This is a genomic window from Streptomyces humidus (genome assembly GCF_014649655.1).
GTDB classification, from domain to species: Bacteria; Actinomycetota; Actinomycetes; order Streptomycetales; family Streptomycetaceae; genus Streptomyces; species Streptomyces humidus.
The window spans coordinates 1-12,884 of sequence record NZ_BMTL01000001.1 but is presented as its reverse complement, the minus strand read 5'-3'; the positions used below and the strand labels follow the sequence as shown (position 1 = coordinate 12,884).

At 70.4% G+C, this 12,884-nt stretch carries 13 protein-coding genes; 8 read left to right on the top strand and 5 right to left on the bottom strand.

The window, feature by feature from the left end:
• Together IE239_RS00060 and IE239_RS00055 are read left to right on the top strand one after the other, a co-directional pair.
• Positions 1 to 642, top strand: a complete 642-nt coding sequence (locus tag IE239_RS00060) for a DsbA family protein (RefSeq protein WP_190147110.1) — start codon at positions 1 to 3, stop codon at positions 640 to 642.
• Positions 643 to 1,310: 668 nt separating this feature from the next.
• Entirely contained in the window at positions 1,311 to 1,916 is a 606-nt protein-coding gene (locus tag IE239_RS00055) for a biotin transporter BioY (protein ID WP_190147109.1), read from the top strand.
• A 139-nt stretch (positions 1,917 to 2,055) separates the two neighbouring features.
• On the opposite strand, the gene IE239_RS00050 is transcribed toward IE239_RS00055, so the two are convergent.
• Entirely contained in the window at positions 2,056 to 3,579 is a 1,524-nt protein-coding gene (locus IE239_RS00050) for an amino acid permease (RefSeq protein WP_190147108.1), read from the bottom strand.
• 215 nt (positions 3,580 to 3,794) lie between these two features.
• On the opposite strand from IE239_RS00050, the gene IE239_RS00045 reads away from it, so the two are divergent.
• Together IE239_RS00045 and IE239_RS00040 are read left to right on the top strand one after the other, a co-directional pair.
• Positions 3,795 to 4,280 carry a ribose-5-phosphate isomerase gene (locus tag IE239_RS00045; RefSeq protein ID WP_190147107.1) on the top strand — a complete coding sequence of 162 codons (486 nt, stop codon included), beginning with the start codon at positions 3,795 to 3,797 and terminating at the stop codon, positions 4,278 to 4,280.
• A 142-nt stretch (positions 4,281 to 4,422) separates the two neighbouring features.
• Positions 4,423 to 5,229, top strand: coding sequence for an Fpg/Nei family DNA glycosylase (locus IE239_RS00040; protein WP_190147106.1), 807 nt, complete (start codon positions 4,423 to 4,425; stop codon positions 5,227 to 5,229).
• A gap of 30 nt (positions 5,230 to 5,259) precedes the next feature.
• On the opposite strand, the gene IE239_RS00035 is transcribed toward IE239_RS00040, so the two are convergent.
• The gene (locus tag IE239_RS00035; protein WP_229877618.1) at positions 5,260 to 6,501 is read right to left on the bottom strand and encodes a GNAT family N-acetyltransferase; all 1,242 of its coding nucleotides are present in this window, start codon (positions 6,499 to 6,501) and stop codon (positions 5,260 to 5,262) included.
• 163 nt (positions 6,502 to 6,664) lie between these two features.
• Here IE239_RS00035 and IE239_RS00030 point away from each other — a divergent pair, with 163 nt between their 5' ends.
• Both IE239_RS00030 and IE239_RS00025 read left to right on the top strand, forming a co-directional pair.
• The gene (locus tag IE239_RS00030) at positions 6,665 to 7,849 is read left to right on the top strand and encodes a PP2C family protein-serine/threonine phosphatase (RefSeq protein ID WP_190147105.1); all 1,185 of its coding nucleotides are present in this window, start codon (positions 6,665 to 6,667) and stop codon (positions 7,847 to 7,849) included.
• 90 nt (positions 7,850 to 7,939) lie between these two features.
• Positions 7,940 to 8,389: an HD domain-containing protein gene (locus IE239_RS00025; protein ID WP_229877616.1), complete on the top strand. Its 450-nt coding sequence runs from the start codon at positions 7,940 to 7,942 to the stop codon at positions 8,387 to 8,389.
• Here the strand turns inward: IE239_RS00025 and IE239_RS00020 are convergent.
• The gene (locus IE239_RS00020) at positions 8,377 to 9,645 is read right to left on the bottom strand and encodes an acyltransferase family protein (protein ID WP_190147103.1); all 1,269 of its coding nucleotides are present in this window, start codon (positions 9,643 to 9,645) and stop codon (positions 8,377 to 8,379) included. The two genes, IE239_RS00025 and IE239_RS00020, sit on opposite strands and share 13 nt — an antisense overlap.
• Before the next feature lie 389 nt (positions 9,646 to 10,034).
• Between IE239_RS00020 and IE239_RS00015 the strand changes: the two genes are divergently transcribed.
• Both IE239_RS00015 and IE239_RS00010 read left to right on the top strand, forming a co-directional pair.
• On the top strand, positions 10,035 to 10,229 hold the full coding sequence (locus IE239_RS00015) for a hypothetical protein (protein ID WP_108999428.1): 195 nt from the start codon (positions 10,035 to 10,037) through the stop codon (positions 10,227 to 10,229).
• 384 nt (positions 10,230 to 10,613) lie between these two features.
• A complete protein-coding gene (locus IE239_RS00010) occupies positions 10,614 to 10,979 on the top strand; it encodes a hypothetical protein (protein WP_190147102.1) in 366 nt (121 codons plus the stop codon).
• A 346-nt stretch (positions 10,980 to 11,325) separates the two neighbouring features.
• On the opposite strand, the gene IE239_RS41655 is transcribed toward IE239_RS00010, so the two are convergent.
• Positions 11,326 to 11,646 (bottom strand): DUF6083 domain-containing protein, encoded by a 321-nt coding sequence (locus tag IE239_RS41655; protein ID WP_229877678.1) that lies wholly within the window; start codon positions 11,644 to 11,646, stop codon positions 11,326 to 11,328.
• 443 nt (positions 11,647 to 12,089) lie between these two features.
• Entirely contained in the window at positions 12,090 to 12,365 is a 276-nt protein-coding gene (locus IE239_RS00005; RefSeq protein WP_190147101.1) for a hypothetical protein, read from the bottom strand.
• Between the last annotated feature and the right edge of the window lie 519 nt (positions 12,366 to 12,884).

Below are 12,884 nucleotides of genomic sequence, written 5' to 3'. Positions count from 1 at the left end.
ATGCCGGACAAGACCCCCGTCGACTTCTGGTTCGACCCGTCGTGCCCCTGGGCCTGGATGACGTCGCGCTGGGTGCTGGAAGTGGAGAAGGTCCGTGACATCGAGGTCCGCTGGCATCTGATGAGCCTCGCCGTCCTCAACGAGGACCGTCTGGAGGAGCTGCCCGAGGACTACCGGGACTTCCTGGAGAACAGGGCGTGGGGGCCGGTCCGGGTGGTGGCGGCCGCCGCGCAGAAGCACGGCGCGGACGTCCTCGGTCCGCTCTACACCGCGCTCGGCACCCGTATTCACAACAAGGGCGAGGCGCCCATGGAGGCCATCGCCGGCGGGCTCGCCGACGCCGGCCTGCCCGCCGACCTGATCGACTACGCCGGCCAGGAGGACTTCGAGTTCGACGCCGAGCTGCGCGCCTCGCACAAAGAGGGCATCGAGAAGGTCGGCCAGGACGTCGGCACCCCCGTCATCGCCGTGCCCGGTCCGGACGGCGAGCAGATCGCGTTCTTCGGCCCGGTGGTCACCCCGGCGCCCAAGGGCGAGGAGGCCGCCCGTCTGTGGGACGGCACCGTGGCCGTCGCCTCGGTCCCCGGCTTCTACGAGATCAAGCGCAGCCGCAGCAAGGGCCCGGACTTCAGCAACCTGTGACGGGCCGGGTCCGCCGCGGGCCCCGTCGAAGGGCCCGGTGTTCCTGGCAGGCCTGGTCGTCCACCGGAAAGCCCCCGTGAGTCACGTCCTCACGGGGGCTCTCCTCGTTCCGCCCGCCGTGCGAAGGTGAGAAGCCGATCACGAGGCAGGACATCGCGCGCAGGCCCGTGCGGGCGTGGCACTTATTGCAAGTTACTTGCATGTGCGTGCGGGCGGCAAAGAGGCCCGCGCGGCGTGCACGCGAGAGCCTCAGGAGAGCGACGAGGAAGGCCCGGGGGTGGGGGACGGCCCGGGGGAGAGGCCGGGGGCCGGAGGGGCGGGCCGGCCTGCGGCGCACCGTCGCCGCCGGACCGACCGGGACCGGACCGGGCGGGACCGGACCGGGCGGGACCGGACCGGGCGGGACCGGGTCGGGCCGCCGGTCGCCGGGGACGCCGTCGTCCCGCTCGATTGGCGGGATCCTACAGAGAGCGCACAGGGCGCCCGTGTAGCGCGTACCACCTCACCTCAGTGACCGGCGTCACCCCGTACCGGGTGTCACCCCCACGCTTTGTCCGAAGCCCACCAAGTCCCTGATCGCCCGTTTGTCGATCGCTGACGGTGATCGCGCGGACTCCGCTGGGATAGCGTCGCCGTGTCCCGATCCGTTCGATCTCCGCGGAGTCCCCATGAGCACGGCCGCCGTCACCCCCGCCCGTCCCGGACAGGTCCTCGCCGACCTGCTCCCTTCCCCCACGCTCCGCGCGGGCGGGGCCGCCGCTCGTGTCCGGGACGTCGCGCTCGTGCTCGGCGGCGCCGCGCTGACCGGCCTCGCGGCCCAGATCGCCGTCCCCGTCCCCGGCACCCCGGTCCCGGTGACCGGCCAGACCTTCGCCGCGCTGCTCGTCGGCACGACCCTGGGCGCCCGCCGCGGCGTCTCCGCGCTCGCCGTGTACGCACTGGCCGGTCTCGCGGGTGTGCCCTGGTTCGCCGAGGGGACCTCGGGCGTCGGCGTCTCCTTCGGCTACATCCTCGGCATGATCCTCGCGACCGCCGTCGTGGGCGCCCTGGCCCGCCGCGGCGCCGACCGGTCCGTGCTGCGCACGGCGGGCACGATGGTGCTGGGCGAGGCGATCATCTACGCCGTCGGCGTCCCGTACCTGGCCTACGCGGCCGGCATCTCCGCCTCCGCCGCCGTCGCGGCCGGCCTCACTCCGTTCCTGATCGGTGACGCCCTCAAGGCGGTGCTGGCGATGGGCCTGCTGCCCACCGCCTGGAAGCTCGTCCGGCGGTGACCGCCACGGCGACCGTCATGCGGTGGCGGTGAGTGCGGAACAGCATGCAGAACAGAGGGGAAGCGGCCCGCCGGAGCGAGGCCGCTTCCCCTCTGTTCTGTCGTCCGGCCCGGAGCGGCTCGCCCGGGAAGGAACGGACTCACACCCCGGTCTCCGCCTGCGCCTCGGGGCCGGCGGCGGCACGGCCACCGGCATCGGTATCGGCACCGGTCGCGGCTGCCGCGGCGACCGGGCCCGGGCGGCGGGATTTCCACTGCCTTGCGACGGCGACGGCGACCACGACCGCCGCGACGAGGAGCGACAGCAGCACCGTCGTCCGCCCGCTGCTCTCGCCCTCGGTGTCGGTCAGCATGTAACCGAGCACGAAGACGATCAGCGCGGCGGTGGCCCATGTCAGGTACGGGTACAGCCACATCTTCACGACCAGCTTCTCCGGCGCCTCGGCCTGGATGATCTTGCGCATCCGCAGCTGCGAGAAGCAGATGACCAGCCAGACGAACAGGGCCACGGCTCCGCTGGAGTTCACGAGGAAGAGGAAGACGGAGTCGGGGAAGCGGTAGTTGAAGAAGACGGCGACGAACCCGAAGACCACGGAGGAGACGATCGCCGCGAGCGGGACGCCCCGGTTCGTCGTCCGGGCGAAGGCCTTCGGCGCGTCGCCCCGCTCACCGAGCGAGAACGCCATGCGGGAGGCCGTGTAGAGCCCGGAGTTGAGGCAGGAGAGCACCGACGTCAGGACGATGAAGTTCATGATCTGGCCGGCGTGCGCGATGCCCAGGGAGTTCAGGGCGGCGACGTAGGAGCCCTGGCCCTTGATGGACGGGTCGTTCCAGGGCAGCAGCGTGACGACGATGAAGATCGAGCCGAGGTAGAAGACGCCGATCCGCCAGATGATGCTGTTGGTCGACTTGGTCACGGCCCGCTGCGGGTTCTCCGACTCGCCGGCCGCCAGGGTCGCGATCTCGCTGCCCATGAAGGAGAAGACGACGAGCAGCACGCCGGTGAGGACGGCGCCGGGTCCGTTGGGCAGGAAGCCGCCGTGGCCGGTGAGGTTGCCCAGGCCCGCCTTGTCGCTGTCGACGCCGGGCAGCACGCCGAAGACGGCGAGTCCGCCCACGACGATGAACGCGCCGATGGCGACGACCTTGATGCCCGCGAACCAGAACTCGAACTCGCCGTAGGAGCCGACGGAGACGAGGTTGGTGGCCGTCAGCACCACCATCACGATGAGGGCCCATCCCCACTGCGGCACCGCGGGGACCCATCCTTCGAGGATCTTGGCGCCGGCGGTGGCCTCCACCGCCAGCACGACGACCCAGAAGAACCAGTACAGCCAGCCGATGGAGAAGCCGGCCCAGCGTCCGAGCGCCCGGTCGGCGTGTGCGGAGAACGAGCCGGAGGTCGGATTGGCCGCGGACATCTCCCCGAGCATCCGCATCACCAGCACCACGAGTGTGCCGACGAGAGCGTAGGACAGCAGAATGCCCGGTCCCGCGGTGGCGATTCCCGAACTGGATCCGACGAAGAGTCCCGCGCCGATCACGCCGCCGATGGCGATCATCGAAAGATGCCGGTTCTTGAGACCTGCCTGAAGCCCGGAACCGTTCTCTCCGGGGGCTCCAGGGCCGTGTTCGGCCTTGGAGAGGGTCGGCTGCGTAGTCATGTGGGGGTCTTCCTTTGCGCCGCGTGGGGGATCTGATGCGTCGTGCGTGGGGAGGGCCTACGAGCCGGTCCAGTGAATCCGAGGTGAATGAATTCGGGAACCTCTGATTCTGAATCGTTACTTGAGGTTTTCCTGAGGTTCCATGGAACTGTGCAGGCTTTATGGACGCGGCACCCGCCGCTGCTACCCCGCGCCGCGCGTGTCACACTCATCCCATGCGCGTGTATCTCGGCTCGGACCATGCCGGCTTCGAACTCAAGAATCACCTCGTCGAATGGCTCAGGGCGGCGGGCCACGACCCGGTCGACTGCGGGCCGCACATCTACGACGCCCAGGACGACTACCCGCCGTTCTGCCTCCGCGCCGCGGAGAGGACGGCCGCGGACCCCGAGGCCCTCGGCGTCGTCATCGGCGGCTCCGGCAACGGCGAGCAGATCGCGGCGAACAAGGTGAAGGGCGTCCGTGCCGCCCTGGCCTGGAGCGAGGAGACCGCTTCCCTGGGCCGTCAGCACAACAACGCCAACGTCGTCGCGGTCGGCGCCCGCATGCACACCCAGGACGAGGCGACCAAGTTCGTCGAGACGTTCCTGGCCACCCCGTTCTCCGAGGACGAGCGGCACATCCGCCGCATCGACATGCTCTCGGCGTACGAGACCACGGGCGACCTCCCGGAGATCCCCGCCCACCACCCCCAGCAGTAACCCGGACCCCAGCAGTAACCCGGGCCCCAGCACCCGGACCCGGGGCCCCGGCCGCCCCCGCGAGGCGGCCGGAGCCCGACGCGGGGCCGCCCGCCCGGATCGGGCGCGCGAGCGGGCGAGCGGTGAGGAAAGGAACGCGCCGGTGCCAGAAGGGCACACCATCCACCGGCTGGCACAGGACTACGCCCGCTTCGCCGGCCGCCCCCTCCAGGTGACCAGCCCCCAGGGCAAGTTCGCCGACGCCGCCGCCCTCCTCACCGGTGCCCCGCTCACCCGGACCGAGGCGCACGGCAAGCACCTCTTCCTCGGTTTCGGCGGCGAACGGTGGATCCACATCCATCTCGGCCTCTTCGGCAAGGTCGCCTTCGGCGACGCCCCCGCCCCGCCGCCCACCGACACGGTCCGCCTCCGCCTGGCCGACCCCACCGCCTACGTGGACCTCCGGGGCCCCACCACCTGCGCCCTGATCACGGACGTCGAGAAGCAGGCCGTGCACGCCCGCCTCGGCCCCGACCCGCTGCGCGCCGACGCCGACCCGCGACGCGCCTACGCCCGCGTCTCCCGCAGCCGTACGACGATCGCCGCGCTCCTCATGGACCAGAAGGTCATCGCGGGCGTGGGCAACGTCTACCGCGCCGAGGTCCTCTTCCGGCACGGCATCGACCCCTACCGGGCGGGCCGGACCGTCACGCCCGCCGAATGGGACGCGATCTGGGCCGATCTCGTCGCCCTCATGCGCGACGGCGTCCGCGCCAACCGCATCGACACGGTCCGCCCCCAGCACACCCCGGAGGCGATGGGCCGCGCGCCCCGCGTCGACGACCACGGCGGTGAGGTGTACGTCTACCGCCGCACCCACCAGCCGTGCCACCTCTGCGGCGACGCCGTCCGCACCGCCGGCCTCGCCGCCCGCAACCTCTTCTGGTGCCCCACCTGTCAGAAGAACTGACGCCGCACCGGGTCCCGCGAAAGCGGCGTCCTAGAAGCCGTGGGGCAGCCAGGGCGCCGACACCGAACCGAACGCGACCGCCGCCTCCGCCAGCGCGCCCTGCCGCAGCTCGCGCACCCGCCCGGCCCCCGCCAGCGAGGCGAGGCTCACCCCGCCGAGGTACGCCGCTCCCAACTCCCGCACCGAAAGCGCGAGATCGGACGCGTCCGCGGTCGGCGCGCAGACCGCGCCCTTGGCGTCCCCGCTCAGCCGCCAACGCCCGGCGTTCCAGGGGCAGAAGGCGTCCTCCACGTCCAGCACCACGTCCACCGGCGCCTGGTACGTCCGCGCCTCCAGCGCCGCGCCCACGTCCACCAGCCGGACGTGCAACGAGTCCCGCAGCCGCAGTTCGCACCGCCGGATGTCGGAGACGAGATGCTGCCACGCCTCGTCCACGGGCCGCCCCCGCAGCTTCAGCGAGCTGGTGAGGTCGATCCCGAACAGGAACCGCCACAGCGCCGCCTCCGACAGGGTGTCCACCCCGGCCAGATCCAGGAGCTGCACCTGCCCGTCGTGGCCGCGGTCCGTCCACCGAGGCCGCACCCGGAAGCGCGCGTACCCGGTGACCTCGCCGTCGCGTTCGGCGAGCACGCACTGCAGAGGCGACGCCCCGCCCCGCTCGCTCTCCGGGTCGAGCAGCCCCAGCCGCTCCCAGCCGGGCCGCCGCGCCAGCATCCCGGGCCGGCCGGGCACGGTCCGCGCGTACACGCCCTCGCACGCCGCGAGTTCGGCGCCCGGGTCCGCGTACCGCACGCGTACGTCGTCCGTACCGGCCGGGACGGACAGTCGCACCCGGTCGGTGTCGATCTCGGCGTGGGCCCCGAAGGTCGCCGTGGCGTACCCGAACCGGCCGTAGATCGCCGGCTCGGACGCGGTGAGCACCGCCAGCGGCTCGCCCCACGCCCGCACGTCGTCCAGCTGCCGGCGCATCATCGACGTCAGGATCCCGCGCCGCCGGTGCGTCGCACTCACGGAGACCATCGTCACGCCCGCCGTCGGCACCGCGGCCCCGCCCGGCACGGTCATCCGGAAGTCGTACGCCCCTGCAGTGCCCACACACGCGTCCCCGTCCCACACGCCCAAGGACCGCTGGTACGGGGTGAGCCCCCTGAAAACCTCCCGCTCCTCGGCCGGTTCGCCGACCCCTCCGAAGGCCCGGAGAAGAGCGTCGTACCACTCGTCCCATTCATCCCGTCGCAGGCCCCGCATCCGCCCCGCCGTCTCACTCGTCATGGCCCCATGCCTAGCAGGCCGATGCGGGACGAGCCAGGGAATTTCGCCCAGCCTGCGGCGTGAGCGCTTTCCATGAAGTTCACTGTGAAGTTGAGCCTTGGAGGGGGGACAAGTGGGACCTCCCGTGCCAAGCGGCGGGTTCGATGGATAGGGTCCCGAACTAATGGCAGCAGGACGACAGCGGCGCGCGGAAGCCGAGACGTTGACGGCCCGGATGAAGCACTGGTTGCACCGGGTCCGCACCGGCGTGCGCAGAAGCGCCGTCGACTACTTCCGCGGCGACGGCTCGGACTGGATCGCGCTGGCCTTCCTGCTGCTCACCGTGCCGCTGATCGCCCTCACCACGCTCGCCAACTCGGTGTGGTGCTCCCCGGCCGCCCTCGTCCTGCCGATCGTCGCCGGCGGTCTGCTGCTACGCCCGTCGAGCCTGCTCGGCCTGTACGCGGCGGCGGCCACCGCGCTCATCGTGGAGTCGGTTCGGCTGGGCCCCTACACCGAGGGGGCGTCCCGGGTCACGCCCGGCGTGGTGCTCGTGGTGGCCGCATGCGGTTTCTTCGGCCTCCTCATCGCCCAGTTCCGCAGCCGGGTCGGCGTGCCCTGGCGGCGCGGCGGCACCATGCTCTTCGACCTGCGCGAACGCATCCGCGTGCAGAGCAAGCTGCCGGGCCTGCCGCACGGCTGGCACCGCGAGATGGCGCTCAGGCCCGCGGGCGGCCAGTCCTTCTCCGGGGACTTCGTCGTCGCGGCCCGCACGAACGGAGGCCGCACCCTGGAGGTCGTCCTCACCGACGTCTCCGGCAAGGGCATGGACGCCGGCTCGCGCGCGCTGCTGCTGTCGGGCGCCTTCGGCGGGCTGCTCGGCTCGCTGCCCCCGCACGCCTTCCTCCCGGCCGCCAACGGCTATCTGCTCCGCCAGGACTGGGACGAGGGCTTCGCGACCTCCATCCACCTGGTCCTCGACCTCGACTCCGGCGACTACGAGCTCTACTCGGCCGGCCACCCGCCGGGCCTCCAGCTCAGCGCGGGCAGCGGCCGCTGGGAGGAGAAAGCCGCCGACGGCCCCCTGCTCGGGGTGTACGACGGCGCCCAGTTCGACCCGGTGAAGGGCTCGCTGCGCCCCGGCGACGTGCTGATGCTCTTCACCGACGGCCTGGTGGAGACGTCCGACCGGGACATCGTCGAAGGCATCGACCGCCTCACCGGCGAGGCAGACCGTTACGTGGCCGGCGGCTTCCAGGGCGCCGCCTGGCACCTGATCGAGGCGGTGGCGAAGGACGTCAACGACGACCGGGCCCTGCTGCTGATCTGCCGCGAGGGACCCACGGCCACGTCGGCCATGCTTTCCTGAGCCCGGCGCGCCCCTCCAGGGTTCCCCGATCGCCCGATGCCGCCCGTGCCCGCCCCGAGCCCGTCCGAGTTCCGCCGAAGGGGATCCGTCATGCTCACCCTGTCCGAGATCGAGACGCTGGCCCGAGCCGCCCACGCGGGGCAGACCGACAAGGCCGGCCGGCCCTACGCCGAGCACCTCCGCGCGGTCGCGGAGGGCGTCCGCGCGCGGGGTGGCGACCCGGACCAGATCGCGGCCGCATGGCTGCACGACGCCGTCGAGGACGACGCCCTGTCGGAGACCTGGCTGGACGCAGCCGAACTGAGCGACCGTACGAAGGCGGTCGTCCTGGCGGTCACCAAGCGGGCGGGGGAGACACCGCAGGCCTACGCGGGGCGCATCCTGGCCACGCCGGGGGCGCTTCTGGTGAAGGAGGCCGACCTCGCGCACAACGCGGACCCGGCGCGTCTGGCGGTCCTGGACGCCCCGACCCGCATCCGGCTGACCGAGAAGTACGTTCGGATGCGCGCACTCCTCGGCCTCACGGATCAGCCCTTCTGAGCCCCGGACCGGTCACGGCGCTCGTGCGGCGGCCGACGCTCCGCCCGCTGTGCGGGCCGCGGGTCCCGGTTCTCGCGCTCACGGGCGAGTTCGGCGGCGTCCGGTTTGAAGGCCCACTCCATCCTCGGCTCCATCACGCACCGGAAGACCCGCCGTACGGGCGGGGTGCACAGCAGGGTGACGGCCGCGGCCACGGCGAGGCTGACCGCGACCACGCCGAGCGGCCGGTGCAGCGCGGGCTGGTCGAACAGGCCGCGGTAGTCGGCGCCCTTGATCAGGAAGCCGTGCAGCAGATAGCCGTACAGCGTGCCCGCGCCGAGCGCCGTGAACCACATCGTGCGGCCCGGCACCCAGGACAAGAAGCAGGCCGTCAGCAGCAGCGAGCAGCCGAACAGCGCGAGCTGCATGACGGGTCCGGCCCACCAGGGGGCGCCCAACTCCTGTGCGGAGTCCCGGTGGTAGAGCCAGCCGTTGTCCATCCGCGGCACCGCCCACCAGGTGAAGGCCAGCGCCAGGGCGAACACCGGGACGGCCGCGATCCGCACGGAGCGGCGGCGCACCAGCCGGAAGTGACGGGGCTCCAGACACAGGCCCAGCACGAAGAAGGGCAGGAACTGCAGTATCCGTTGCAGGTCGAGGTCGTCGCCGATGGCCGGCGTGACGGACGCCAGCATCGCGACGCCCAGCGCGAGCGGCAGCGGATGGCGGACGAGCTTCCAGACGGGGGTGGTGAGCCGCCAGACGAACAGCGCGCACAGGAACCACGTCAGGTACCAGGGGTCGAGAAGGCTGATGTCCTGGGTGGGGAGGTGATCGACGTAGCGGCGGAAGAGCGGATAGGCGGTCTCGAAGACGACGTACGGCACCGCGACGCCCGTGATCAGCCGTTTCAGCCGGCCGGGGCTCCCGTCGAAACCGCGGGAGAAGAAACCGGAGATGACGATGAACGCCGGCATGTGGAACGTGTACACGAGCATGTACGCGGCCTGCAGCGCCCGGCTGTCGCCCTTGAGCGGCTCCCAGGCGTGGCCCAGCGCCACCAGCACGACAGCCAGGTACTTGGCGTTGTCGAAGAACGCGTCACGCTGCCCGCCGGGCGGTGGGGACGGCCGCCCGGCGGATCCGTCCTCGGGGAGGCCGGAGCCGGACCGGCCGGGGGGCCGGTCATGGTGATCGTCCTGTCGACCGTTGTGCTGAACGTTCGGGCTCCGGGGCGGGCGAGAGCTCGGAACGAGAGACGAGGCGGCGTGGAACATTCGATGCACCCTAGCCCCGTGCCCGCTTATTCGTAAAACACCCCTGGTCATTCCTTGTTATTCATCTGCCGGATGCGTGATCGATCGGCGACGGCAATGTCTGACCGACCGTGATGTCATGATTCATCCACACTAAAAGGTGCATAACGTCGGTTGTGAGGCTGTAGTTGATGCGAAAACGATCACTATTCGAATTACCTGCGCTCGCGCTGTGTGGATACGGAAACCGACCTCCCCAATTCCCGGGCGGGCAGGGCCTCCGAATACCGTCCGGCCTGTCCGGGCCGACGGGCGGCCGCGCGATGATGCGTCACGGGCCGCATAGGGAGGCTGGGTTGGTGGCACGATGGACTCGGGAGTGCGGACCGACCGAGGGCGTGTGATCAGTTGTGGCCATTTCACTGTCAGTGGTGTTGCTTTTGGCGATCATCCTGGTTGTGCTGATCCGAGGAGGATCGATCAAGGCGGGCCCCGCCATCGTCGCCATCCTGTTCGGCTTCTTCCTCGCCTCGACCGGCATGGCCCCGTCCATCAACCGCTTCCTCAACTCCCTCGCCGACACGATCAACTCGATCAGCTTCTGAGTCGGCGTCGCCGTGCCCGGCGTCTGCGGCGTCGCCGTGCCCGGCCGGCGTGCGGACTTGACGAGGGCCGGGCGGGAGAAGCCGTCGGGATCCCGTCGGCTGCCTGCTCGCCTGCTCGCCTGCTCGCCTGCTCGCCTGCGCACGGACACGTACGGCCACGATGCCCGTGAAGGCGAAGAACCGCCCGGAAGCCCGTCGGACGCCACCGGCAGGGCTCAGGGACGTCCTCGGCGGCCGACTCCGTCCTGTGCGTGAGCGGGGGCGAACCCGACCGGATCCCCGTAGGTCGCGATTCGACCGCGTTCGGCGACCGGCGAGGCATCTGAGGCCTGCATGACAAAGCTCTACGCTGGTCGGCGGCAGGACACGGGGAAGGGGCGGTCGATGGACTGGTTCTGGTGGGTTCTCATCATCTTCTGGACGGGCGGCTTCGCGTGGGTGGTCGACAATGTCCGCACCGCGCTGCGTCATCGCCACGAGCGCAAGCTGCAGTTGCTGGAGGCGGCGAAGCAGGAGCGCCTGGCCGTCGAGGCGGCGCACCAGCCGCCGGAGCCGGTGTGCGGTTGCACGCATCACCTCGCCAAGCACGACAAGAGGGGCCTGTGCCATGAACGCGTCGAGGTGCCGACGGCCTGGGACGAGAACAAGAAGCCGCTGCGTTTCGAGGCCGGCCAGTGCAACTGCCAGCAGTACGTGGGCCCGCAGCCTCTGTCGCAGGTGTTCGCGGAGGATCTGACGGACCGCGCGTGAGCCAGGGCGGCACGGTCTGAACAGGGGGCACGACCTGAACGGGGCCGGCACGCGGGGACACGCGGGACTGGACCCGGCCTTCGGAAACGATCAGGGCCAGGCGGAGAATTCACTCTCCGACCTGGCCCTGAGCCGTACAGAGCGGGCGACGGGAATCGAACCCGCGTAGCTAGTTTGGAAGATCGCGTATGCGGACCTCGGCTGGCCTGGCGAGACGCTGACCTGCCGCTTCTCGGGTCGCTCACCGGCGTTCCCCGCTGCTCCCCGCCGGTCCCCGCTCGATCGGGCACGCAGAGGACACGGGGCCGGGCCTCCAACGCGCTGCCGCGCGATCTACGGGTGCACCTCACTCGGGGACGCACATCATGTGGTGAGCCGGCACGACAGGTTCGCTCGGTAGCGGATCGATTCCACGGACCCGTACGGCCACGATATCCGTGGGGACGGGGGATCGGTCCGGAACCCTCGTCAAACGCCACCTGAAGGCCGCTGGGACGTCTTTCGCGGGCAACTCCACCATGGCGAGGCTGACCCATCGATCGTAGTTAGTCGGGTACACCCGAACCGAAGCGCCGCATTCCGGGCAACGGGGCGGCTCGATCCATGTCACGTCGTCGGGGTCGGGGCTCGGCCTGGGCGGTGCTGTGGCCCCATCAGCTTCGGCCATCTCGTTGGCGTAGGTGTTCCAGCACCTCTCGCAGTAGCTCGCCATGAGACCGAACCGTGCGCGCTCGCGCACGTTGGGGCTGGTCTCTCCGCAGCGATGACATGCAAGCTGGTCACGATCCCGAATCGCCCCCATGTGTTCGAGTGTGAGCGAATCTGACCGGATCCCAGTAGGGCGCGATCTGGCCTAATTCGGGGGCGACGTGCGTGAGCGACGATCTGGGCGCGCTAAAGGGCCCTGACTGAAGCCGAGGCCCTTCGGCTGCTACCTCTCGCTGCGAACTACCGGCAGGACGGTTACTGAGGTCTGCCGGGTTGGCCGGCCGTGGGATTGGGGCTGGTAGCGGTCAGCTGCCGTCGCGCTGGTTGCTGTACTTCGCTGCTGTACCGCCCCCTGCTGTCCGCCGTCACAGGCGGGCGGCAGGGACTCCTCTCGCCACCCCCTTATACGGCGTCTCGTTCCCCGTGAATGTCGTGCACGCTCGCGACGAGGGTGCCGTCTTGCTGCTCGTAGTGGGAGAGGGCGAGTCCGAGGCCGAAGAAGGTGGGGGCCCATTCGCCGACGAAGATTCCCCACCGGTCGGCGCGGGCGACATCAGCGCCGGGCTCGGCGTTGAGGCTGGTCGCCCAAGCGGCGATGGACAGGCCTATGGACACGAAGGCGGCCATGTAGGCGTGTTCGCTGCGGATGCCCTTCTCGTACAGCATTTGCATGATCATGAGGTGCTCCGTTCGATTTGCGGACGTTTTATTACTAAGTGCCCCAAATCGGACTGGCTATGCCGCCTGCTGGCCGAAAATGCGACCTGCCCTACCCGCTCGTGGGGGGCGCTCGGGGCTGCCGCGGAGATTCGCCCGCCCCGCCCGCCGCTGCCGTCTCCGCAGCGATGACATGCAAGCTGGTCACGATCCTGAATCGCCCCCATGTGTTCGAGTGTGAGCGAATCTGACCGGATCTCAGTAGGGCGCGAATTGGCCCAATTCGGCGGCGACGTGCGTGAGGGATGATCCGAACGTGCTGAAGGGCCCCGACTGAAGCCGAGGCCCTTCGGCTGCTACCTCTCGATGCGAACTACGGGCAAGGAGGTCGGCGGAGTCTCAATGGCCTAAACAGGCGGTTTGACTGGCTCCCATACCTTCTGGTGTGCAACTGACGATCAACGATTACGCCTGGGTCGTGGTCTTCTGCTTGAGGCGTTCGTAGGGGGTCTGGCCGCCGAGGCCGCCGTGGGGGCGATG

Bases quoted from the DNA above. Each gene is read 5' to 3' on its own strand.
- IE239_RS00060 (WP_190147110.1), top strand. From the start codon at position 1: ATGCCGGACAAGACCCCCGTCGACTTCTGGTTCGACCCGTCGTGCCCC.
- IE239_RS00055 (WP_190147109.1), top strand. From the start codon at position 1,311: ATGAGCACGGCCGCCGTCACCCCCGCCCGTCCCGGACAGGTCCTCGCC.
- IE239_RS00050 (WP_190147108.1), bottom strand. From the start codon at position 3,579: ATGACTACGCAGCCGACCCTCTCCAAGGCCGAACACGGCCCTGGAGCC.
- IE239_RS00045 (WP_190147107.1), top strand. From the start codon at position 3,795: ATGCGCGTGTATCTCGGCTCGGACCATGCCGGCTTCGAACTCAAGAAT.
- IE239_RS00035 (WP_229877618.1), bottom strand. From the start codon at position 6,501: ATGACGAGTGAGACGGCGGGGCGGATGCGGGGCCTGCGACGGGATGAA.
- IE239_RS00030 (WP_190147105.1), top strand. From the start codon at position 6,665: ATGGCAGCAGGACGACAGCGGCGCGCGGAAGCCGAGACGTTGACGGCC.
- IE239_RS00025 (WP_229877616.1), top strand. From the start codon at position 7,940: ATGCTCACCCTGTCCGAGATCGAGACGCTGGCCCGAGCCGCCCACGCG.
- IE239_RS00020 (WP_190147103.1), bottom strand. From the start codon at position 9,645: ATGTTCCACGCCGCCTCGTCTCTCGTTCCGAGCTCTCGCCCGCCCCGG.
- IE239_RS00010 (WP_190147102.1), top strand. From the start codon at position 10,614: ATGGACTGGTTCTGGTGGGTTCTCATCATCTTCTGGACGGGCGGCTTC.
- IE239_RS41655 (WP_229877678.1), bottom strand. From the start codon at position 11,646: ATGGCCGAAGCTGATGGGGCCACAGCACCGCCCAGGCCGAGCCCCGAC.
- IE239_RS00005 (WP_190147101.1), bottom strand. From the start codon at position 12,365: ATGATCATGCAAATGCTGTACGAGAAGGGCATCCGCAGCGAACACGCC.